Annotated in this window: 18 protein-coding genes and 1 tRNA gene; 3 read left to right on the forward strand and 16 right to left on the reverse strand. The window is 42.0% G+C overall.

What is annotated here, in order from left to right; genetic code table 11:
- Window positions 1–84 precede the first annotated feature (84 nt).
- The 5 genes from lpdA to serB all read right to left on the reverse strand — a co-directional run bounded on the left by lpdA (window position 85) and on the right by serB (window position 8,713).
- Window positions 85–1,509: a dihydrolipoyl dehydrogenase gene (gene lpdA, locus SANK73390_RS20500; protein ID WP_261592620.1), complete on the reverse strand. Its 1,425-nt coding sequence runs from the start codon at window positions 1,507–1,509 to the stop codon at window positions 85–87.
- Window positions 1,510–1,682: 173 nt separating this feature from the next.
- Window positions 1,683–3,587, reverse strand: coding sequence for a pyruvate dehydrogenase complex dihydrolipoyllysine-residue acetyltransferase (gene aceF / locus SANK73390_RS20505; RefSeq protein WP_261626791.1), 1,905 nt, complete (start codon window positions 3,585–3,587; stop codon window positions 1,683–1,685).
- A gap of 12 nt (window positions 3,588–3,599) precedes the next feature.
- Window positions 3,600–6,266 carry a pyruvate dehydrogenase (acetyl-transferring), homodimeric type gene (aceE, locus tag SANK73390_RS20510; protein ID WP_261592622.1) on the reverse strand — a complete coding sequence of 889 codons (2,667 nt, stop codon included), beginning with the start codon at window positions 6,264–6,266 and terminating at the stop codon, window positions 3,600–3,602.
- Window positions 6,267–6,327: 61 nt separating this feature from the next.
- Window positions 6,328–7,077 (reverse strand): pyruvate dehydrogenase complex transcriptional repressor PdhR, encoded by a 750-nt coding sequence (pdhR, locus tag SANK73390_RS20515; protein WP_261592623.1) that lies wholly within the window; start codon window positions 7,075–7,077, stop codon window positions 6,328–6,330.
- A gap of 613 nt (window positions 7,078–7,690) precedes the next feature.
- Complete coding sequence (serB, locus tag SANK73390_RS20520; protein WP_462768183.1) at window positions 7,691–8,713, reverse strand: phosphoserine phosphatase SerB; 1,023 nt, start codon at window positions 8,711–8,713, stop codon at window positions 7,691–7,693.
- Between the two features lie 75 nt (window positions 8,714–8,788).
- Here serB and SANK73390_RS20525 point away from each other — a divergent pair, with 75 nt between their 5' ends.
- The gene (locus SANK73390_RS20525) at window positions 8,789–9,406 is read left to right on the forward strand and encodes an AhpA/YtjB family protein (protein ID WP_462768184.1); all 618 of its coding nucleotides are present in this window, start codon (window positions 8,789–8,791) and stop codon (window positions 9,404–9,406) included.
- Here the strand turns inward: SANK73390_RS20525 and SANK73390_RS20530 are convergent.
- The 4 genes from SANK73390_RS20530 to prfC all read right to left on the reverse strand — a co-directional run bounded on the left by SANK73390_RS20530 (window position 9,373) and on the right by prfC (window position 14,319).
- Entirely contained in the window at window positions 9,373–10,137 is a 765-nt protein-coding gene (locus SANK73390_RS20530; protein ID WP_462768185.1) for a TatD family hydrolase, read from the reverse strand. The two genes, SANK73390_RS20525 and SANK73390_RS20530, sit on opposite strands and share 34 nt — an antisense overlap.
- A 101-nt stretch (window positions 10,138–10,238) precedes the next feature.
- Window positions 10,239–10,880, reverse strand: a complete 642-nt coding sequence (gene pdxH, locus SANK73390_RS20535) for a pyridoxamine 5'-phosphate oxidase (RefSeq protein ID WP_261592669.1) — start codon at window positions 10,878–10,880, stop codon at window positions 10,239–10,241.
- Window positions 10,881–10,971: 91 nt separating this feature from the next.
- A complete protein-coding gene (gene argS, locus SANK73390_RS20540; protein WP_462768186.1) occupies window positions 10,972–12,714 on the reverse strand; it encodes an arginine--tRNA ligase in 1,743 nt (580 codons plus the stop codon).
- 21 nt (window positions 12,715–12,735) lie between these two features.
- Complete coding sequence (gene prfC / locus SANK73390_RS20545) at window positions 12,736–14,319, reverse strand: peptide chain release factor 3 (protein WP_462768187.1); 1,584 nt, start codon at window positions 14,317–14,319, stop codon at window positions 12,736–12,738.
- Between the two features lie 375 nt (window positions 14,320–14,694).
- Between prfC and SANK73390_RS20550 the strand changes: the two genes are divergently transcribed.
- Entirely contained in the window at window positions 14,695–17,376 is a 2,682-nt protein-coding gene (locus tag SANK73390_RS20550; protein ID WP_462768188.1) for an ATP-binding protein, read from the forward strand.
- Here the strand turns inward: SANK73390_RS20550 and rimI are convergent.
- From rimI to guaB, 5 genes are all read right to left on the reverse strand, one after another.
- Entirely contained in the window at window positions 17,342–17,767 is a 426-nt protein-coding gene (rimI, locus tag SANK73390_RS20555; protein WP_462768262.1) for a ribosomal protein S18-alanine N-acetyltransferase, read from the reverse strand. The two genes, SANK73390_RS20550 and rimI, sit on opposite strands and share 35 nt — an antisense overlap.
- Before the next feature lie 46 nt (window positions 17,768–17,813).
- Complete coding sequence (locus SANK73390_RS20560; RefSeq protein ID WP_462768189.1) at window positions 17,814–18,110, reverse strand: hypothetical protein; 297 nt, start codon at window positions 18,108–18,110, stop codon at window positions 17,814–17,816.
- Window positions 18,111–18,185: 75 nt separating this feature from the next.
- A tRNA-Trp gene (locus SANK73390_RS20565) sits at window positions 18,186–18,262 on the reverse strand.
- Between the two features lie 142 nt (window positions 18,263–18,404).
- Window positions 18,405–19,979, reverse strand: coding sequence for a glutamine-hydrolyzing GMP synthase (guaA, locus tag SANK73390_RS20570; protein ID WP_462768190.1), 1,575 nt, complete (start codon window positions 19,977–19,979; stop codon window positions 18,405–18,407).
- Between the two features lie 119 nt (window positions 19,980–20,098).
- Window positions 20,099–21,568: an IMP dehydrogenase gene (gene guaB, locus SANK73390_RS20575; protein WP_261592632.1), complete on the reverse strand. Its 1,470-nt coding sequence runs from the start codon at window positions 21,566–21,568 to the stop codon at window positions 20,099–20,101.
- Window positions 21,569–21,700: 132 nt separating this feature from the next.
- On the opposite strand from guaB, the gene xseA reads away from it, so the two are divergent.
- A complete protein-coding gene (gene xseA, locus SANK73390_RS20580) occupies window positions 21,701–23,056 on the forward strand; it encodes an exodeoxyribonuclease VII large subunit (RefSeq protein ID WP_462768191.1) in 1,356 nt (451 codons plus the stop codon).
- On the opposite strand, the gene SANK73390_RS20585 is transcribed toward xseA, so the two are convergent.
- A complete protein-coding gene (locus SANK73390_RS20585) occupies window positions 23,050–23,709 on the reverse strand; it encodes a hypothetical protein (RefSeq protein ID WP_462768192.1) in 660 nt (219 codons plus the stop codon). The two genes, xseA and SANK73390_RS20585, sit on opposite strands and share 7 nt — an antisense overlap.
- A 9-nt stretch (window positions 23,710–23,718) precedes the next feature.
- Complete coding sequence (cysE, locus tag SANK73390_RS20590) at window positions 23,719–24,534, reverse strand: serine O-acetyltransferase (RefSeq protein WP_462768193.1); 816 nt, start codon at window positions 24,532–24,534, stop codon at window positions 23,719–23,721.
- Window positions 24,535–24,552: the final 18 nt, after the last annotated feature.

Raw genomic sequence — 24,552 nt, forward strand, 5'->3', positions numbered from 1 at the left:
AGAATGACAAAATAAGTTCCGGCTCTTTAAAGCACAAAAACCCAGCAAGCGCTGGGTTTTTAAGTATTAAGTCAAAGTAGTTGATTACTTTTTCTTAACTGCTTTTTTGTTTGGTAGGTCAGTGATTGAACCTTCAAATATTTCAGCCGCAAGGCCAATTGACTCGTTCAATGTTGGGTGAGCATGAATAGTTAACGCTAGGTCTTCACCGTCTGCGCCCATTTCAACAGCAAGGCCAATTTCACCCAGCATTTCACCAGCATTGATACCAATCATTGCACCACCAATTACACGGCCTGAGTCTTTATCAAAGATAAGCTTTGTTTGACCTTCGGTACGTGAAGATGCAATTGCGCGACCAGAAGCTGCCCATGGGAATACCGCAGTTTCAATAGCAAGGCCTTGCTCTTTTGCTTCTTTCTCAGTTACACCTACCCATGCAATCTCAGGGTCTGTGTAGGCAATTGAAGGAATGCATTTAGGGTCAAAGTAATGCTTCTGACCAGAGATAACCTCTGCCGCAACATGACCTTCGTGAACGGCTTTGTGCGCAAGCATTGGTTGACCAACAACGTCACCAATCGCATAAATGTGGCCAACGTTCGTTTTCATTTGCTTATCAGTGTTAATAAAGCCGCGCTCATCAACATTAATGCCCGCTTTATCTGCATCTAATAACTTACCGTTTGGTGTACGGCCAACAGCCACTAATACTTTGTCGTAACGTACTGGCTCTGCTGGTGCTTTCTTACCTTCAAAAGTAACGTATAAGCCATCGTCTTTTGCCTCTACCGCAGTCACTTTAGTAGAAAGCATAACGTTGAACTTGTCTTTTACATAGCGTTGGTAAATTTTGATAACGTCTTTATCAGCAGCAGGTACTAGTTGATCAGCAAACTCAACAACGTCAATTTGTGACCCTAGCGCACGGTAAACCGTACCCATTTCAAGACCGATGATACCACCACCTAATACAAGCAGTTTTTCAGGTACATCTTTAAGTTCAAGTGCACCTGTAGAGTCGATTACACGATCATCTTCTGGGATAAAAGGTAAGTTAACTGGCTGAGAGCCGGCTGCAATAATTGCGTTATCAAAAGTAACGGTTGTCGTAGTTGAACCGTCTTCCACTGCAATGGTATTAGCGCCTGTAAATTTACCGTAACCATTAACTACTTTTACTTTACGCATTTTAGCCATGCCGTCTAAGCCACCCGTTAATTGACCAATCACAGACTCTTTCCAAGAACGGATTTTGTCTAAGTCAATTTGAGGCGCGCCAAATGTGACACCATGAGATGCCATATCTGCTGCATCATCAATTACTTTAGCAACATGTAACAGTGCTTTTGAAGGAATACACCCTACGTTCAAGCACACACCACCTAGGGTATTGCGAGACTCGATAAGTGTAACTTCTAAACCTAAATCCGCAGCACGGAATGCTGCTGAGTAACCACCAGGACCACCGCCTAGTACAACAACTTGAGTTTTGATTTCGTTGCTCATGTTATTACCTTAACTATTATTCGAACGGGACTGTACTCTTTTGAGTATCCGCACCCAAAATGCCTGCCACATACAAAAACACCAGTACAAGGCAGAGAGAGTTTTTTAAGTGTGCGAAAGTGTATCATCCGCACAAAAAGATGTCCCGCCTAAATACTAAGCGGGACAATAAATTACATTACTAATTGGCGAATATCGCTCAAGTAGCTAGCCAATGTAGCCGTAAATTTCGCGGCCAATGCACCGTCAATCACTCGGTGATCATAAGAGCAGCTTAGCGGCACCATCAAGCGCGGCTCAAACTCTTTACCATTCCACTTCGGTTTCATATCAGACTTAGAAACACCTAAAATAGCCACTTCTGGCGCATTCACGATTGGCGTAAAGGCTGTACCGCCAATACCACCCAAGCTTGAAATAGTAAAGCAACCGCCCTGCATATCCGCAGATGTTAATTTACCTTCACGGGCCTTTTTAGAAATTTCCATCAATTCGCGAGATAGCTCAACAATGCCTTTTTTATTCACATCTCGAACAACTGGCACAACTAAGCCATTTGGTGTGTCTACCGCAATACCGATGTGTACGTATTTTTTCAGAATTAAGCTTTCACCGTCTTCTGATAACGACGAGTTAAAGGTCGGGAAGTCTTCTAGCGCTTTAGCTGCTGCTTTCATTACGAATACTAATGGCGTGATCTTCACACCCATTTTCTTCTTCTCGGCGAGAACATTCTGCTCTTTACGAAATACCTCAAGCGCAGTGATATCTGCTTCGTCAAACTGTGTAACATGTGGAATTTGAACCCAGTTACGATGAAGGTTGGCACCAGAAAGCTTTTGAATGCGAGACAGCTTCTTCTCTTCTACTTCTCCAAACTTGCTAAAGTCAACTTTTGGCCATGGAATAAGACCCAGCTCACCACCGCCTGTGTTAGTGCCCGTTGCTTTACCTGATTCAACCTGCTTAACCAACTCTTTGACATAATTTTGTACATCTTCTTTGATCACACGGCCTTTACGACCTGTGCCTTTAACACGCGCAAGATTAACACCAAATTCGCGCGCTAAACGACGTACCACAGGAGATGCATGCGCATACGATGAGTTTGCTTCAAACTCTTCTTTTACGCTTGATTGTGGCGGTTTATTCTCAGTAGGTTTTGAAGCAGGTGCCGCAGGGCTTGCACTTGTTGCTGGCTTGTTTGATTGAGCTGGAGCACTTGCAGGTGCACTGCCCGCCACTTCAAAAACAAATACCAATGAGCCAGTTGATACTTTATCGCCAACCGCAACTTTGATTTCTTTAATAGTACCCGCAAATGGAGCCGGTACTTCCATCGCCGCCTTGTCACCCTCTACATTTAAGATAGATTGGTCGGCTTTGATGCTGTCACCAACAGCGGCCATAATCTCGGTAACTTCAACTTCATCACCACCGATATCTGGTACATGTACTTCTTTGAGCTCATTGGCAGCTGGACTTGCAGTTTGAGTTTGAGGTTGAGACTGTGCGTTTTCAGACGACTCTTCAGCCGCATTAGTAGCACCCGCTTCAAATACAAATACCAGTGAACCAGTTGATACGCTATCACCTACAGCCACTTTAATTTCTTTAACTGTACCAGCAAAAGGGGCTGGGACTTCCATCGCCGCCTTATCGCCTTCCACGTTTAAAATTGACTGATCAGCGGCTACTTTGTCACCAACTGCAACCAAAATTTCAGTCACTTCAACTTCATCGCCACCAATATCAGGTACGTGTACTTCTTTAGACTCTGTCGCGCCAGAAGTTGCTGGCGAAGCCTCTGCTTTTTCAGCTGGTGCATCTTGTTGCGCCGCACTGTGTTGAGCATCAAAAACCATAATTAAAGAACCAGTAGAGACATTGTCGCCTTCACTAATTTTAATTTCTTTTACTGTACCCGCTTGAGTTGCGGGTACTTCCATTGATGCTTTATCACCTTCGACGGTAATTAGTGATTGTTCTTCACTCACTGAATCTCCAACTTTAACTAGAATTTCAGTAACTTCAACCTCATCGGCACCAATATCTGGAACGTGAATTTCGATTGCCATTTTCAAAGCCTCTTACGCGTAAAGTGGGTTAGTTTTAGTGGTGTCGATATCAAACTTTTTGATAGCGTCACTGACTACTGACTTTTCAACTTTGCCTTGCTTAACAAGTTCAGTTAATGCAGCAACAACAACATACCCTGCATTTACTTCAAAATGACGGCGCAAGTTTTCGCGGCTATCTGAACGTCCATAACCGTCAGTACCTAGCACCTTGTAAGACGCACTAGGCATAAAGGCACGTACTTGCTCAGCATAGTTTTTCATATAATCAGTAGCAGCAATGGCTGGCGAATCACCTAGCACCGATGTGATATATGCAACTTTTGCATCTGCGTCTGGGTTTAGCATGTTGAAACGCTCAGCATCTTGTCCATCACGCGTTAGCTCGTTAAATGAGGTTACCGAGAATACATCAGATGCAACACCATACTCTTCACTTAAGATAACAGCCGCTTTGCGTACTTCGTTTAAGATAGTACCTGAGCCTAGTAACTGAACATGCGCTTTGTCACCCGTATTACTTTCAAGCTTATAAATACCCTTGCGGATACCTTCTTCAGCACCTTCAGGCATTGCTGGCTGATGATAGTTTTCGTTCATTAGTGTTAGGTAGTAGAACACATTCTCTTGTTCAGGGCCGTACATGCGACGAATACCGTCTTGCATGATCACCGCAACTTCATAACCAAATGTTGGGTCATATGAAATACAGTTAGGCACTGTTGCTGCTTGAATATGTGAATGACCATCTTCGTGTTGTAAGCCTTCGCCGTTTAGCGTCGTACGACCCGCCGTTGCACCTAATAAGAAACCACGTGCTTGTTGATCCCCTGCCATCCATGCCATGTCGCCAACACGTTGGAAACCAAACATAGAGTAGTAAATGTAAAATGGGATCATTGGTAAGTCATTCGTGCTGTATGACGTGGCTGCTGCAACCCATGAAGACATCGCACCTAGCTCGTTGATACCTTCTTGTAATACTTGGCCTGAGGTCTCTTCTTTATAATAAGAAACAATATCACGGTCTTGCGGTGTATAGTTTTGACCATGCGGGTTGTAAATACCGATTTGACGGAATAAACCTTCCATACCAAAGGTACGTGCTTCATCTGCAATGATTGGCACGATGTTTTTACCAATACCTTTGTCTTTTAACAACACATTAAGCGCACGCACAAAAGCCATGGTCGTTGAAATATCACGCTTTTGCTCTTGCAATAATGGCGCAAACGCATCCACTTCAGGTAACGTCAGTGCTTGGGTAAAGTTAGGTAAGCGTTGTGGCGTATAACCGTGTAGCGCTTTACGGCGAGCATGAAGGTATTCATATTCTGCTGAGCCTTCTTCTACCGTTAAGTATGGTAAATCTTTAAGCTGTTCGTCAGTTACCAAGTCTTCTAAGCCTAAACGAGAGCGTAAATGCTCAACGTGTGTTAGGTCCATTTTCTTAACTTGGTGCGCTATATTTTTACCTTCTGCCGCTTCCCCCATGCCATACCCTTTTACGGTTTTAGCAAGGATCACAGTTGGACGACCTTTTTCGTCTTGCGCCGCTTTAAATGCAGCAAACAATTTTGACGGTTCGTGTCCACCACGTTTCAGGGCAAAGATTTCGTCATCGGTCATATCAGCAACTAATGCGGCTGTTTCTGGGTAACGACCAAAGAAATGCTCACGTACATACGCGCCATTCTTTGCTTTATAAGTTTGATAGTCACCATCGATAGTTTCGTTCATCAACTCAAGTAACTTACCGGTTGTGTCTTTGGCTAACAACTTGTCCCAGCCAGAGCCCCAAACTACTTTAATTACATTCCAGCCAGCACCTTTAAATAGGCCTTCAAGCTCTTGAATAATTTTACCGTTACCCATTACAGGCCCATCAAGGCGCTGCAAATTACAGTTAATGAGGTAACACAAGTTGTCTAGCTTTTCACGTGCTGCAAATGAAATAGCGCCACGAGATTCCGGCTCATCCATTTCACCGTCACCCAAAAACGCATAAACACGTTGTGCCGAGGTATCTTTCATGCCACGACCATCAAGGTACTTTAAAAAACGCGCTTGATAAATAGATGCAATCGGACCTAAGCCCATAGATACGGTTGGGAACTGCCAAAACTCAGGCATCAATTTAGGGTGTGGGTATGAAGAAATACCGTTACCATCTACTTCTTGACGGAAGTTATCAAGCTGCTGCTCTGTTAAACGGCCTTCGATGAACGCACGTGCATAAATACCCGGTGAAATGTGGCCTTGGTAATAGACTAAATCGCCACCATCTACTTCGTTAGGAGCACGGAAGAAATGATTAAAACACATTTCGTAAAATGCTGCTGACGACTGATAAGACGCCATATGTCCGCCAAGTTCAAGGTCTTTCTTTGACGCACGCAACACGATCATGATGGCATTCCAACGCACGATTGAACGAATACGACGTTCAACGTTTACATCACCTGGGTAAGCAGGTTCTTTGTCTGCGGGAATAGTATTCACATAGTTAGTAGTAATGCCCGTTGGCATATCAACGCCATCTAGGCGAGCTTGCTCAAGTACTTGCTCTAACAAGAACTGCGCGCGCTCTACACCTTCTTCTTTTACTACCGACTCAAGCGCTTGTAACCACTCTTGGGTTTCTAACGCGTCTACGTCAAATTTATTGACTTCAGACATATGGAATTTTCCTTATGTTTAAAATACGAATTTATTATTTAGTTTAAATGTACCAACACGCTTATTGCTGTTTTGTACGTCTTAAGCTGCGCTCGATGCGCGAACGCTCTTTGCCAGCTTCAAGTAATGCTTCTTCAATGAACGCTAAGTGCGCGTTACTCGCTAATCGTGCTTTTTCTGGATTACCGTTAATCACGGACTCTAATAACACTTTGCGATGCTCAGCGAGCTGTTCACTGACATCCGACTTTTGCACCAAAACGGTTAAGTTTTGCAATACGTTTTGTTCTAGTAACGTCTGCATACCACGCATTAGGTGCAATAACACTACATTATGTGAAGCTTCCGCCACCGTAAAATGAAATGCATTAATCGCCGCCGCAGTTTGGGTTAACTCCCCTTGTGCTTGGGCTATTTTATCAAAGCTGCTTTGTACCTTTTCAAAATCAGTGTCGGTACCGCGCAATGCGGCATAATAAGCAGCAATGCCCTCAAGCGCATGACGAAACTCCAATAAATCAAATTGCGATTCTGGATGCTTACTGATCAAATCAAACAATGGATCAGTAAGCCCTTCTTCCAACTGGTTTTTTACATATGTACCACCGCCTTGACGACGCGTTACCAACCCCTTCGCCTCAAGCTTTTGAATTGCTTCTCGCAAAGAAGGTCTTGAAACCTCAAACTGCTTCGCCAACTCCCTCTCAGGAGGTAACTTTTCACCCGGCATTAAAGAGCCCTCAAGGATCATATTCTCGAGCTGCTCCAAAATAACATCGGATAACTTCGCTGCTTTTATCTTTAAAGACATTGATCTAACGCCAAATTTCAGTGTACTAAAAATCACTGAGAACAGTAATTTTCAGTGCCATTAAAACCAAAAGGTAAATTGGTCATACCAAATTCAAGCATTACGTTATCAAAATCAATGCAGAGTGTCAAAAATCTGCGTAGTAATAACAATTAAGTGTACAGGCAAAGTTTGATATTTATACAAAAGCATCTTACTTTATTGAGAAAAGCAAAAAGGTCTGACCAGTTGCGAGAATTCTTAAATATGCACCTCTCGCAACTTATTTATTAGATTTACCTTTACTTGCCTATTTACATACTATGAGCAATTAGGCCAGCAGTGGATAGCCTATGTTTATACAAGAATGCAGATTGTTAAAGAGATCCTGACCTTCGTCAGGAAGACGACAAGTGTACGCTTGGGCATTGCCGTACTCCTGTCTCATAATTGAGTCTAATTTAGCCATTACACACTATTAATAAATAGAAAGATGGCATATAGCTCCAAATAGCTAAGTAGGGGGTTGATAGCCTATGTTCATACAAGAATGCAGATTGTTAAAGAGATCCTGACCTTCGTCAGGAAGACGACAAGTGTACGCTTAGGCTCTGCCGCCCTTCTAATTACCCGTCTAAGTCGGAATAGCTAGCAAATAAAGTACTTGTAGCAATGAGCCATTACAAATAGCGGCATCTGCCTGTTCAACGACTTTTGGTTTGCCATGTACCGCAATGCCAGTGCCCGCTTGAGCCATCATCAATAAGTCATTGGCACCATCACCCATGGCTACCGTTTGTGCTTTATCCAGCTTTAGCTGCTCGGTCAACATGCAGAGTATGTCAGCTTTTTTCTGCGCGTCGACCACTTCACCTAATACCTTGCCGGTTAATTGATTATTCTCAATTTGCAACTCATTGGCATAACACCCATCAAGTTGCAACGGCTCAAGCAAAGCTTCAGCAAACCAAGTAAAACCACCTGAGGCGATGGCTAAATGCCAATGATGTTGTTTAAGATGGGCACATAAAGGTTTGATCCCATCCATCAAAGGTAAGTCATTCTTGAGTGTTTGAATTAAGCTAAGCTCAATACCTGCAAGCTTGCTCACCCGCTGATGCAAGCTGTCGCTAAATGCCAGTTGCCCAGCCATTGCTTGCGCAGTAACTTGCGCAACTTCCTCATATACATTTGCTAAGCGAGCAATTTCGTCAATACATTCAATTTTTATTGCGGTTGAGTCCATATCCATAACCAAAAGACCAGGCTTGGTGGTCGTTGGCGGGTTAAGCAAAATTGCAGTTTGTAAAAATAGTGCGTGAGCAGCTTCTCTTAACTCTTTTTTTAGTTGTTTTGACACCTCTTGTGCATACTGCTTTGGTACATACATTACCATAGCCTCTGGCAAGGCTGGGTGCGGGTGGTAATAACATAGGCCACTCACAGGTAAGTCAGAGCCATCTAAAAAAGCCAAAAAGTTCTGTAACTTGGCAGTCGTTAACTGCTCACCAAATAGGGTAATAAACACGCCCTTTTGCACATCTGGCGCGCCATCAATTAGCTGATATTGTGCATTTTCAATTTGATACCATTTTGCTAGAGTGAACAGATGCGACAAATCATGATCAGGTAATTGCACAAGGCCAGAGGTAAGCATATATAAGCTCCTAAATAACAGACTCGTCCTTTTTAACATCTATCAGGGATACTGTCAGCAACCAACACGGGTAATATGAAAAATACACATGCAATTGAGTTACTAAAGTCTTCTCGCGGTCGCCGCCTAGTTCGGCTACTCATCGCCGCAGCTTGTTTTATTGCTATAGCATGGCTTGGCGTAAATACTAGCTTTCAATCTCATCAATTATTGCATAATCAGGCTGACTTAAATGCAAGAAGTCTAATTAAACAATTTGCTTTAAATGCAGCAAAACCTCTTGGTGACAAAAATTTGCCACAACTTAAAACATTGAGTGAACATTTAGAACGCGATAACAATGTGCTAAGCATCGCCATTTACAACCAAATGGGAGAGTTAATTGTAAGTGGCAGTAATTTTCAAGAAAACGATAACTTTTATAATCTGCCTATTGATTTAGCGGGTATTAGCAAACTAAAAACACCCATTGTAGAGCCCATTACTTATGACAACCAACCCGTTGGGTTTGCCAGTATGGTGTATTTAACTAAGTCAGCAATGAGCCAAAGTCATTACCACTTTCACGAGTTGGGCCGTATGGTATTAGTGATGTTACTTATCACCTGCGTTTTTACTTGGCAAATAGGTCGTGCACTCAAAGGCTGGGAAGTAAAACGTCAAATACGAAAAAGTGTACAAGATGATGAATAAAGCTGCTGCGCGATGTGCTCTGGGCTTTCGCTACGTAACTGGCATAGGTGCTTAAACACCTCAACCAATCTTTTAGGTACGTTAACTTGCCCTTGATAGCCTGATAAAGGCATTGAGGGCGCATCGGTTTCTAGCAACAGACTCTCCAGCGGTAGTTGAGCAAATACTTGTCGCGTTTTTTTAGCTCGCTCATAGCTAATCGTACCTCCAACTCCTAGCTTAAACCCTTGCTTAATATAATACTGTGCTTGTTGCATAGACCCAGAAAACGCGTGAATAACACCGCCATGCTTTGGTGGCACAAGCTTAAAAGCCTGAGCAATTAGGTGGTGGCTTTGCCTATGATGAACAATCAGCGGCAATGTCAATTGGTTACTCAAGCGTATGTGTTCAACAAATAATTCAAGCTGGTAGTCAAGGTTTAGGCATGTTCCATCAATACCACATTCACCAATGGCAACAATATCATCGCGATATTGTTGCGCTAGGGCTTTTATATCAGCAAATGCTTGCTCATTGTGTTGCTCGATAAAATAGGGGTGCAGGCCTATGGCAATGTGACATTGGGGATATTTTTTTGCAAACTCAATTAAAGAGGCACTTTGAACACTACTCACCCCTGGCACGATAAAATGTCGAATACCCACATCATGTGCTTGCGCAAGGTGGTGATCTAAGCCCTCTTTTAACTCAGCAAAATCAAGGTGGCAGTGGCTATCAACAAAATACATGTGCAACACATTCAGTGGTTAAATTATCACGTAATGTAAAGAACACAGTAATGCCAATCAAAATAACAACCCCACCTAAGTGTAAACTCACATTTATTCGCTTATGGGTTTAATCTATCAACATCCCAGTTCCCATCCGCCTTTTTAATGTACATAAAACGGTCATGCAAACGGTGTTCTCCACCTTGCCAAAATTCAACTTTGGTTGGCTCAACACAATATCCCCCCCAAAAGTCAGGGAGTGGTATTTCACCTTTTGAAAATTTTGCTTTCATATTGTGAAAGGTTTCCATTAGCACTTTACGTGATGATACCGGGCGAGATTGCGCTGATGCCCATGCTGCCAATTGGCTTTCAGCAGGACGCGATAAAAAGTACTTAGCAACGGCTGCCGTAGACAATGGCTTTGCCTCACCATATACAATTACTTGGCGTTCTATTTCATGCCAAGGAAAATGCAAACACAGTTTATTATTACTTTTTAGTTCCTGCGCTTTTCGAGATCCTGTGTTGGTAAAAAACACAAACCCCTGCTCATCAAGATGTTTTAACAACACAATGCGCTGCGACGGTTGGCCATGCTCATCTACAGTCGCAACAACCATCGCTGTTGGGTCGGTAAATTTAGCGTCAACCGCTTGTTGTAACCAAGTCTCAAATTGTGAAATTGGGTTATCGGCCAACATCTCACGACGCAGCCCACCTTTAGTGTATTCTCGACGAATATCTTCAAGTTTCATGATTTTTCCTTTCAAAAAAGCCGCATTAAACTTCGTTTGATGCGGCTTCTAAGTTAACACATTTGGTACTGAGTACAATTGAGCAAATGCAAAATTACATTTGCTCCATCACTTCAATCCCTAATAAGTCTAAGCCTGTACGTAATGTATTAGCGACTAAGTTACAAAGTACCAGACGACTATCGCGTACATCACTTGTCACATCATCTTTTAAAATCGGGCAAGCTTCATAAAAAGTCATATAAAGACTCGCCAATTCATACAAGTAGCCACACAATACGTGCGGCGTTGCTTCATTGATCATCAGATCAAGCACTTCTTCCATTTGTAGTAACTTAATGGCTAACGCTTTTTCTTGAGGCTCTAAAATACTGACAGAAGCACTGAGTGCGTTACTATCAATACCTGATTTACGGAAAATACTGCGTACACGTGTGTAGGCATACTGCAAATAAGGTGCAGTTGCCCCTTCAAAGCTCAGCATGCTATCCCAGTTAAAAATATAATCACTGGTACGGTGCTTAGATAAATCAGCATATTTAACGGCGCCAATGCCAACTTTACGAGCAATTTCGCTACGCTCTGCATCTGAAATACCAGAATCGCGGTTAGCCAGTTTATCGCTTGCTCGGCTAATTGCTTCTTCTAATAAATCAGCCAGTTTTACCGTACCACCTGTACGCGTTTTAAATGGCTTGCCATCATTACCCATCATTGTTCCAAATGGGCAAAATTCATAGCTTGTTTCATCACGTAACAAGCCGGCTTTACGGGCAGTTAGCTCAACTTGATTAAAGTGTAAACTTTGACGCGCATCGACAAAAATCAGTACGCGATCAGCTCCAAGCTTATTAGAACGGTAATCACATGCAGCTAAGTCAGTGGTTGCATACAAAAAGCCACCACCTGATTTTTGTACAATGAATACAGATGGTTCACCGTCTTTATTAGCCAGCTCATCAAGAAATACCACTTGTGCGCCTTGATCTTCAACAGCAATGTTTTTATCTTTTAACAGTGTAATGATGTTATTTAATTCATTGTTATAAGCACTTTCCGCCATAATGTCATCACGCGTGAGTGTTACATTAAGACGCTTGTACACCTCTTCAGAGTGCTTAACTGAAGTATCTATAAATAAGTGCCATAGTTTTTCACAGTGTGCATCGCCACTTTGTAGTTTAACTACATAATTACGCGCTTTATCTGCAAAGCCTTCTTCATCATCAAAACGCTTTTTAGCATCACGATAAAATGACTCAAGATCAGCCAAAGCGACCGACTCTAAATCAACACCTTGATTAAGTAAATCTTCAAGATGTGCTATGAGCATACCAAACTGAGTACCCCAATCACCCATATGGTTTTGACGTACCACAGAATCGCCTCGAAACTCGAGCGCGCGTACGACAGAGTCACCTATAATGGTCGAACGCAAGTGGCCAACATGCATCTCTTTGGCAAGGTTGGGTGATGAATAGTCTACTACAACTTTCTGAGGTGCCACATGCTCAGCCACCCCTAATTTATTATCTTGATTAGCGGCTTCAATACTTGCTGATAAAAACTCAGGCTTTAAGTGAATATTGATGAAACCTGGGCCTGCAATTTCTGTTTTTGCAGCAATGTCACTCACATCCAAATTATCTATAATTTTCTGAGCCAGCTCACGTGGGTTAGTTTTAAGCGCTTTAGCTGCGCCCATTGCGCCATTGATTTGATAATCACCAAACTGTGGACGTGTGCTTTGCGTTACGGCTGGGTTCGAGCCTTCAGGAATACCTGCTGCTAGCATCGCCGCATTGGCTTTTTCGACTAAAATAGTTTTAATGTTCATTCGTTATCCTTTAAATGCGGTTTAGTGTTCACGAGTATGGTGAAACTCAACGTCTGGGTAGCGTTCCATAGATAAATTCAAGTTAACGCGACTTGGTGCGACGTAAGTTAAGTTATCACCGCCATCTAATGCCAAGTTCGCTTCACATTTGCGTCTAAACTCAGCCATTTTCTTCTCATCGGAGCAACTCACCCAGCGCGCTGTTTGCACATTCACACTCTCATAAATCGCATCAACGTTATATTCTGCTTTTAAACGTGCTACAACCACATCAAACTGCAATACACCCACAGCACCAACAATTAAATCATTGTTGATCAATGGTCTAAATACCTGAACAGCCCCTTCTTCAGAAAGCTGCACTAAACCTTTTAATAACTGCTTTTGCTTTAACGGGTCTTTTAAACGAATGCGTCGGAATAACTCCGGTGCAAAGTTTGGAATACCACTGAACTTAAGCTTTTCACCTTGCGTAAAAGTATCACCAATTTGAATGGTGCCGTGATTATGCAAACCTATAATGTCACCTGCAAATGCATCTTGAGCACGCTCACGATCACCTGCCATAAATGTGACTGCATCAGAAATACTTACTTGCTTGCCAATACGCACATGATTCATTTTCATACCTTGGCTGTATTTACCCGACACGATACGCATAAAAGCAATACGGTCACGGTGTTTAGGGTCCATATTTGCTTGAATTTTAAATACAAAGCCAGAGAAGTTTTCTTCTTCAGCTTTTACTTCACGCTCATCAGTTTGACGCGGCATAGGCGTTGGTGCCCACTCAGTTAGACCATCCAGCATATGATCAACACCAAAGTTACCTAATGCTGTACCGAAGAATACGGGGGTTAATTGGCCACTTAAAAATAGCTCATGATCAAATTCGTGAGATGCACCAATAACAAGCTCTAGCTCATCACGCAGCTGTGCTGCCAATTCATCGCCTATGGCGACATCCAGTTCAGGGCTTTCAAGCCCTTTAATAATGCGCTTTTCTTGAATCGTGTGGCCTTGGCCCGTTTGATATAAAATTGTCTCGTCACGGTGAATGTGATAGACGCCTTTAAACTCTTTACCACAACCAATTGGCCAAGATACTGGCGCGCAGGCAATGTTTAATTCGCTCTCAACCTCATCTAGCACTTCCATTGGGTCACGAATATCACGGTCTAACTTATTCATAAAAGTAACAATTGGAGTATCCCGTAAACGTGTGACTTCCATCAACTTTCGTGTACGGTCCTCTACCCCTTTTGCTGCATCAATTACCATCAAACATGAGTCAACGGCGGTTAATGTTCTATAAGTATCTTCTGAGAAGTCTTCATGCCCCGGGGTGTCTAATAAGTTTACTAGTGTATCGTTATATGGAAACTGCATCACAGACGTTGTTACTGAGATACCACGCTCCTTTTCCATTTCCATCCAGTCAGACTTAGCATGTTGATTCGAGCCTCGGCCTTTTACCGTTCCCGCTTTTTGCAGGGCCTTTCCGAATAAAAGTACTTTTTCGGTGATGGTGGTTTTACCCGCATCAGGGTGAGAGATAATAGCGAATGTGCGTCGCTTATTGATTTCATTTGAAATATTAGACATGTAAGCAGCTTATTGACCTAATTAGTCGCAACTGGAATTTGCGAAAGGAGTTAAAATTTTGCTAATTATACCTGTTTTACAGCGCGCAAAAAAGCCGCATGACAGAGTAATTAGCATTGATTTAAGCTCAATTAATTAAGCTATGTACTTTCGATTCAATTAAGTGGCTCTAATACCATTATAGAACAGACGATGTTGCTTCCCTTCTTCTGTTAGCAAGCAAACTGAGGGATAAATAAACAGTAACAACCATGTTGCATTAAATATTTTAAGTTATTCTGTTACCTTGAGAAAACCCCAATATACACATAAGATTAGTGGGTAGTTTGGGCTTGATAAGTAGACTTAACCAGATAGGGAAATCATTGAAATAATATGAAAATAAGCAAGTTAAGTATAAAACTACTACGTTACATAATTCCTCTTGTGGTTTTACCTTCGCTATTTTTGGGTGGATTTACTCTAACGAATGTTACTAACTCAACACAAAAACAAGCAAAATTAACCGTTAGCCGTTTTGTTGAGCAACAACAGCAAAAAATACTTAATTACATTGAAATATATCAATCAACCACTAAGTTGCTATCAACCTCACCCGTTTTAAGCGATTACCTTAGCAAACTAAATATTGACTCAGCAGACAAAAAGCAACGCTTTAGTGCTTTACAGAGCGTATTTGCCAGCTATAAGCATGCCTATCCTGACATTTTAAGCATTAACTTAGTTGATCAACAAAGTAAAAGCCTAGCGTATCAAGCAAATAATCTTAGCAAGCCACCATCAAACTACCCTTTTTTCCAACAAGTATTATTAAGTAACCTTTCTCAGCAATTCTTTATGGTGCCCACTGATAACGGTACAACTCACTTATATTTTATACAGCAATTATTTAACGCCACTTATACACCAACACAGCCTATCTATGTAATTGTGCAAGTGGACCCTTCTATTATCAATTATTCAATTTTTGAATCCCCTTATGATAATGCATTTAATGCCCTACTAACTGGTGAGGGTAAAGTGTTGTTTAGTTCCTCAGCTTCACTACACTCTATACGCTTAGATAATGAAGAGATTAAGCAAATTAAAGCATTGTCTGATCATGAAGGATTAAAAGACATTCAATTGCACAGCCTTGACCAACACAATGTTATTGGCTACGCCGTACAACTGAGCGATGATTATTACTACCTAACAACCATTGCCAATCATTTACTATATGGTTCAGGACAGGCCATCAAAAACCTGACCGCTCTCATCGTTTTGTTATCTATTATCGCATTACCCATTTTAGTGTTTTTTGTTGTAAAACGACTACTAATAGACCCAATTGAGTTGCTTGGTAAAGCCAGTCATAGAGTAGGCAATGGTGATTTAAGTGTTTATTTAGCGAACAAAAACAATGATGAAGTAGGTAAGTTATTTCAAGATTTTAACCATATGGTTGATCAAATCAGAGAGTTTCAAGGAGAGCTTGAAGATCATAAGTTGCACTTAGAAAAAAAAGTAGATAACCGAACTTTTGCCCTTGAGCGCATGAATAAGCAACTAGAAACGGCCTTGAATCAAGCTGAGCAAGCGAACGAATTGAAAAGTCATTTTTTAGCTAACATGAGTCATGAGATTAGAACCCCTTTGACAGCAATTATTGGCTTTACAGAGCAGCTCATACACGGGCACGATACAAACTATACTGAGCGTCACTTAGAAACGATGCTGAGAAACTCTAAGCACCTGCTAGAGCTAATCAATAACATTTTAGATTTATCAAAAATTGAAGCCGAAAAGCTCGCCGTTGCGTGCACTAAAGTTAATCTACAGGAGCTCATAAATGACGTTGTAAATATTATTGAGCCCCTTTGCGAGCAAAAACAACTCTCATTATCCGTTAATTATCAGTTCCCTATTCCGCGAACTCTAAATAGTGACTCAACCCGACTAAAACAAATATTGATTGATATTTGCAGTAATGCCGTTAAGTTTACGGATCAAGGCCGTGTCACTATTGATATTTCGTTTATTGAATCTAACGCACTATTTGAATTTGCTATCACTGATACTGGAATTGGCATGTTACAAGGAGAAATGAACCGAATATTTCAACCATTTGAACAAGCTGACAGTTCCATCACTCGCCGCTTTGGCGGCACAGGATTGGGCCTATGCATTGCTAAAAGCCTAGCAAAATTGCTTGGTGGAGACGTTGATGTAAAAAGCCAACAAGGCGTAGGAAGTCAATTTATTATCATCATAGCGGGTAATTACCTTGATACAAAACCTGAGATGATATCGTCACTTGAAAAAAGTGTGGCAAAAGAAAGTATTTCACAAGAATTTGCAGATATGCAGTTTGATGCACGCGTTTTACTTGCTGAAGATAATCCTGATAATCAAGAGCTGATTAGTCTAATGCTTAATGCTTGGGGGATAACGCCCGACATAGTAGGCAATGGCGCACAAGCTGTTGAGAAGGCGCTAGTAAATGACTACCAAATCATCTTAATGGACATGCAAATGCCAGTAATGGGAGGGCTAGAAGCCACCCAAATGCTTCGCCACGCTGCTTATGATGGCCCGATCATTGCCTTAACTGCCAATGTCATGAAACATGATATTGATGCATACCTAAAAGCAGGATGTGATACAACGCTTGGTAAGCCGATAGACAGGAGCCTACTTGGTAAAGTGCTATTACAGCATTTACACATTCAAGCTGAAAGTGACTCAAAATGGGATGCTTTACTAAAAAGTGAGAAGTTCGCGCAAATAGCGCACAACTATCATCAAAAACTACCGCTTTACCTTGCTGAGCTAGAGCAACATTATGAAGCACATGATTGGGAAGCGCTGCGTGCATTGGCACACAGTGTAAAGGGCAGTGCTGGATGTTTTGGTTTTATGAATATACACAGTGCAGCTGATACCCTAGAAGAAAGCTTACGCACTAACGATCAAAGTCACTGGCACTACGCAATGCTGTCACTATGTGAAGCAATAAAATACACACTTAAAAAGCAGGCTGCTAGCTCAAAAGAGTACTCTCAGAGCCAAAGCTAAGCGTTAATGCCATTAAAATAGCATCTTCTTTGCCATTTGCACTGGGGTAATAGTTTTTTCGCACGCCAGCCTCAGTAAACCCAGCCCACTGATATAGGCCTATCGCACTAACATTAGATTCTCTGACCTCTAAAAATAAGTTTTCAGCACCTGCTTGCTCACTCACTGCGATAAAGTCCGAGAGTAAAGCTTTAGCATACCCTTGCCCTTGGTAAGCTGGGGCCACACAAATATCCATTAACGTATGATCAGGGCCTGCAACCTCGCCAATATAAAAACCAACTAATTCATCTTGCAAATAAAGAGCACCATTGAAATAGCGCCCTGATAAACATGACTGCATGGTTTTTTCTGACCATGGAAAATCATGACATGCGGCCTCTATCGACATTAAGCTATTCATTGGAGCACGAGATAATATATTACGTTGTACGAGTTTATTCACTAAGTAGAACCCATAGTTTACGCTTTTGCGCACTGGTTAATTTATCTGTTGGTAAATACACACATCCATCTTGTACACACATTGTATCTGTAATCATAATGTCGGCAAAACTTTGTTCCATTGCCTGATTGATATCCGAAAATAGTATTGACTGCTTACTAAGTAGCCGTGCACTGCTAATCTCACTACGCTGCTGCAAAGGTTTATCAACCATTGCACTTGTAGGTCGAAACTGAGTGTTTAATTGCAAAGGCGTAATATCTAAAATTTCAGCATACAAAGGATTCATAATAGCCTACTGTACTGAGTGCAACGATTATTTGGAATATACTGCGTTATAGAATATAAAGCAAAAATAAAGAAGTGGCAGGGGCGGCAGGACTCGAACCCGCAACCATCGGTTTTGGAGACCGCTGTTCTACCAATTGGAACTACGCCCCTGCAATGTCGACGCATTATAAAGAGGTTTTCAAAAAGGTAAAGAGAAATTACAAAAATACCGTTCAACTGCTTCTTAAATAAACAAAAGAGCGAATATTTAATGATTCGCTCTTAAAATTTAAGTTGAGTTGCGATTAATCGCTTATTCCCATTCAATCGTTGCTGGTGGTTTACCTGAAATATCGTAAACCACACGAGAAATACCATCTATTTCATTGATAATTCTATTCGACACCTGCCCTAGGAACTCATATGGCAGATGTGACCAACGCGCAGTCATAAAGTCAATTGTCTCTACGCAACGCAGCGATACCACCCAGTCGTATTTACGCGCATCACCCATGACGCCTACCGAGCGTACTGGTAAAAATACCGTAAAGGCTTGAGAAACTTTGTGATAAAGATCAGCCTTGTGCAACTCTTCAATAAAGATAGCATCAGCACGGCGTAGCAAGTCGCAATATTCTTTTTTGATTTCGCCCAAAACACGAACACCTAAACCTGGACCAGGAAATGGGTGGCGATAAAGCATGTCATAAGGTAAACCAAGTTCTAAGCCTATTTTACGTACTTCGTCTTTAAATAACTCACGTAATGGCTCAACTAGGCCCATTTCCATATCATCTGGCAAGCCGCCCACATTATGATGAGACTTAATGACATGTGCTTTACCTGTTGCAGAAGCCGCAGATTCAATCACATCAGGATAAATAGTCCCTTGCGCTAGCCATTTAGCATTCTCAAGCTTGCTTGCTTGCTCATCAAACACTTCAATGAAAGTATGACCAATTGACTTACGCTTTGCTTCAGGCTCATCAATACCTTCAAGTGCTTTTAAGAATCGCTCTTCTGCATCTACTTTGATGATGTTCAAACCGAACTTATCACCAAACATCTCCATCACTTGCTCACCCTCATTAAGACGTAACAAGCCATTATCAACAAATACACACGTCAGTTTGTCACCTATGGCACGATGAACAAGCATCGCAACTACGGATGAATCAACACCACCAGATAGGCCTAAAATAACTTCGTCGCCACCTACTTTTTCTTTGATACGCTCGATGGCATTTTCAATGATTTGTGCCGATGTCCATAACTTTTCACAACCACAAATATCAACAACAAAACGCTCTAGCAAACGCTGACCTTGCTGTGTATGCGTCACTTCTGGGTGAAATTGCACACCATAAAAATGCTTTTCTTCCCATGACATCGCTGCATGTGGACAAGTTTCAGTTTTAGCTGTAGTCACAAAAGTACTAGGGATCTGTGCCACTTTATCACCATGACTCATCCATACATCTAAAAAGTCTGCACCGTCTTCAATATGATCTTGAATTTGATCAAACAATTGACAGCTACCCACCTTTTCAACACGCGCATAACCAAATTCTTTTTTGTCTGAGCTATGTACTGAGCCGCCTAACTGTGCAGCCATCGTTTGCATTCCATAGCAAACACCTAAAACAGGCACGCCCGCATTAAACACATATTCAGGCGCTTTTGGGCTATTCTCTAGCGTTGTAGACTCAGGGCCACCTGAAAGGATAATCCCTTGAGGGTTAAACTCACGGATCTGCTCTTCGGTAACGTCCCAAGCCCAAAGCTCACAATAAACACCGATTTCACGTACGCGACGTGCAATCAACTGTGTGTACTGTGAACCAAAGTCTAAGATCAAAATGCGGGAATCATGGATATCTTTGCTCATTGATAATCTCGTAAGTTAGGAAACGACTAAATGTAGTAAAGCACATAATGCAGCTTTACTTATAATTAAGAAGGGCTAGCAATCGCTAGCCCATTTTACACACTCATACAATCAGCGTGTTAGCCCATTCGGTAGTTAGGGGCTTCTTTGGTGATCTGCACGTCATGCACATGCGATTCACCCATACCTGCAGATGTGACACGTACAAACTGCGGTTTTGTATTTAGTTGCTCAATGGTTGCGCAGCCCGTTAAGCCCATAGCACTGCGAATACCACCAACTTGTTGGTGAATAATCGTGGCAATTGGTCCTTTATAAGCAACACGCCCTTCAATACCTTCTGGCACCAGCTTGTCTGCCTGATTAGACTTTTGGAAGTAACGATCTGATGAACCTTCTTTTTGATTCATCGCACCAAGTGAGCCCATACCACGGTATGACTTGTAATAACGGCCTTGATATAGTTCAACTTCACCAGGAGATTCTTCAGTACCAGCGAGCATAGAGCCAACCATCACGCAAGATGCGCCAGCCACTAATGCTTTAACAATATCACCTGAGAAGCGAATACCACCATCAGCAATTACGGGGATATCTCGACCTTTAAGGCCATCAACCGCATCTGAAATTGCCGTAATTTGTGGTACACCACAGCCAGTAACAATACGAGTCGTACAAATTGATCCAGGGCCAATTCCTACTTTAACTGCATCAACACCTGCATCAGCAAGGGCAATGGCACCTTCAGCAGTAGCAACATTGCCAGCTACAATCTGCAAGTTAGGGTATGCTTCACGGGTTGCTTTAACTCGGTCAATAACACCTTGAGAATGGCCATGTGAGGTATCAATAAGTAACACATCTACGCCTGCTTCAACTAAAGCTGCGATACGCTCATCAGTCCCAGCGCCAACGCCTACAGCAGCACCTACACGTAAACGACCTTGCTCATCTTTACAAGCATTGGGTTTCTCTTGCGCTTTTTGATAATCTTTTACAGTGATCATGCCTTTTAGCTTGAATGCATCATCAACCACTAAAATTTTCTCAATACGGTGCTCGTGCATTAGGCCTAGAATCTCTTCACGAGAAGCCCCCTCTTTCACCGTGACTAAGTTCTCTTTTGTTGTCATCACTGTTGAAACAGGCTGATCTAACTTAGTTTCAAAGCGCATATCACGGCTAGTTACAATCCCTTCTAAGTGATTATCTGGGCCAGTAACAGGAAAGCCTGAAAAGCCTTTCTCTTCTGCTAATGAATTTGCTTGTGCAATCGTTAAATCAGCAGACACGGTAACCGGAAAAGACACGATGCCAGCTTCATACGCTTTTACTTTACGTACGTTATTCGCTTGCTCTTCTAGGGTCATGTTCTTGTGAATAAAACCAATCCCGCCTTCTTGCGCTAGAGCAATCGCGAGGCGAGCTTCGGTGACTGTATCCATAGATGCAGAAACTAAAGGCAAGTTTAATTCAATACCACGCGTTAATCGCGTTGATAGATTTGCTGTATGAGGTAAAACAGTAGAATGTGCAGGAACTAATAACACATCATCAAAGGTTAGGGCTTCTTTTGCAATTCTTAGCATGGTTGCGGTTTCTCTCACGTGGAACTGAGTATAAGGAATTGCGTGCAAATTTTATCAGTGTTCCCTATGCGAGTAAATAAAATTTGATAAAAAATATGATAAAGTAGCCATGAATTTTTTATGGGGCTTCCTATGTCATTATCAGGTTTTCACTCTATTAACACCAAAACTTACACCGTTTCGAGGTTAAACAAAGAAATTAGAGCCATTTTGGAGCAAGGTTTTGCTTCTATTCACCTAAGCGGTGAAATCTCAAATTTTGTGGCACCCGCTTCTGGTCATTGGTATTTTTCCTTAAAAGATGACAAAGCACAAATAAAAGCCGCAATGTGGCGTGGTAATAATCGCTATTGTCAGTACAAACCCACCAATGGTGCACAAGTTGAAGTCCAAGCACGCGTTTCAGTGTATGAACCCAGAGGCGATTATCAATTGATCGTTGAAAAAATGGAGCCTGCTGGTGAGGGCTTATTAAAACAGCAATTTGACGCTTTAAAAATGCAGTTAGCTGCTGAGGGACTATTTAGTTCAACACATAAAAAGTCGCTACCGAATAATATTAATAAAGTTGGCGTTATCACCTCAGCCACAGGCGCTGCTATTAAAGATATTTTGACCGTACTTAAACGTAGAGCACCGCAATTAGAAGTCGTTATTTACCCGGCACAGGTGCAAGGTAAAGAAGCACATTTACAATTAATAGAAAAGCTAGCTCTGGCTAATCAACGCAAAGAAGTAGATGTATTGATTATTGGTCGCGGAGGCGGCTCTTTAGAAGATTTGTGGTGTTTTAATGAGGAGCATTTGGCACGTGCCATTTTTGCCAGTGAGTTACCCGTGATCAGTGCCGTTGGGCATGAGATAGATACCACTATTTCTGACTACGTTGCCGATTTACGCGCTGCAACCCCCTCTGCAGCCGCTGAACTGGTGAGCCCAGATCAACAAGCACTGCAACAACAAGTACAACAACACAAACGCGCCTTACACACGCAAATTTTACAATTAATAAAACATGCAAAGCAAGACTGTAAAGGGCTTGAGCAGCGGTTGCAACTTCAACATCCAGAAAACCAATTGCTACAGCAACAACAAAAAGTGGATGAATTTAGCGCTCGTTTAACACGAGCATTTATGCAGACGCAGGCTAAACGAAGCAATGCCCTTGCACTGGCTAAACAAAGGTTAAGCCACCAGCACCCGAGTAAGCAGCTTAGCGATGCACAGAAACAACTTCAACACTTAAAAGACGCACTAAATCGAGAGATGCAAACAAGTTTAAATACGCAACAAAATCAATTAGCACTTTATGCTGCACGATTAAATAGCGTTAGCCCATTAAATGTTTTAGCAAGGGGTTACAGCATTACCAAACAACGAGGAAAAGTCATAAAATCAGTATCTCAAGTCAATCACTCTCAGCCATTAGTTACACAATTAAGTAATGGTGAGGTTCATTCCCAAGTCATAGAGGTAAAACCTCATTGATCATACACCTGCTGTATACTTAAATGGATCACCATGTGTTCTTTCGTACTTGTTGATGTACTCATGGTGAAACGCTTGAACCAACTTTGTGCAAACAACCTTTCACTGACCACCCGCCATTGCGCTTCATCAAAGTCTTGCACATTGCCATGGGGGGCCAGTTTCATTTGGCACACAGTTGATTTGCATCCATACGCTTGCAAAGAAACAACATGGCTTAAGTCGTTTTGATAAAGAAAATCATTAAGTTGTAGTTCAAGCTCATCAGCCCACAAAGGGTCGCGGCTTTCTTGTTGATATTGCTGTGTTAATAACGTATTCAAATCGCTGTTAGGCACACGTACTGGCGCAGACATCGCTTGTTCAGTGCTATTACTTAACTGTTGGCGTAATTGCTCATTCTCATTTTGTAAACGAGTAATAGTATTTTGTTGTGTGCCAGTGCTTAGATTAAGCGCTTTAGATAGGTTAACTTCGCGAGGCTCAGCCTCAGCTTGTGGGGTGCTCTGAGCGTGTAAATCAGAGCTTTTAATTGGTATTTTAGCCTCTACAGCAGGGTGTAGAAAGGGCTTATCTGCTAGCCATAATCGCTCGGTTATTATGCCCATAGCGAAGGTCAGCATCATCAAAATCAAAACACCCACTCCGCGCATATCAAAGACCTAAATCATCGCACTAGTATGAGACTTATTTTCGGGGTCGTCTTCAAGAAAGTTTTGGTTCATGCTTTTTGCTGGACATGGACTGCATGGCTTACCCACTACTTTCGCTGGAATTCCGACAACAGTCGTGTGTGCAGCGACGGCACTGAGTACTACAGACCCCGCGCCAATGCGTGCGCCCTCACCCACTTCAATATTCCCTAATACTTTAGCGCCTGCACCAATTAGCACGCCAGCTCTAATTTTAGGGTGTCGATCACCTTGCTCATTGCCTGTTCCACCTAAGGTCACAGATTGTAAAATAGACACGTTATCTTCAATAACAGCCGTTTCACCAATAACTATACCTGTAGCATGGTCAAACATAATACCATGACCGACTTTACAAGCAGGATGGATGTCAACACCAAAGACCTCAGATGTTCTACTTTGGATAAATCGAGCAAGTTCTTTTCTATTTTGTCGCCATAAGCAATGTGCCAATCTGTGTGCTTGAATTGCATGGAAGCCTTTAAGATTTAAAATTACAGTTAAGTAACTATCGGCCGCTGGGTCTCGATCTTTAACTGCTTTGATATCCTGAGCAACATGGGTCAGCATATGATCGCAATCAACAAAAGCCTGATCAAATAACTCACGTATTGTAAACGCCGATACCACCGCATCTGCAAGTTTATTGGCCACAATAAAGCTCAAAGCCGAACCTAAGCATTCATGATTTAATATACTTGAATACACATGACTGGCGAGTAATGGCTCATGATTAACAAGCTCTTTAGCTTCTGTACGAAGTTGTTGCCATATTTCATGACGCATAGCGATACCTTTATCCAC

This window comes from Pseudoalteromonas sp. SANK 73390, assembly GCF_054966645.1.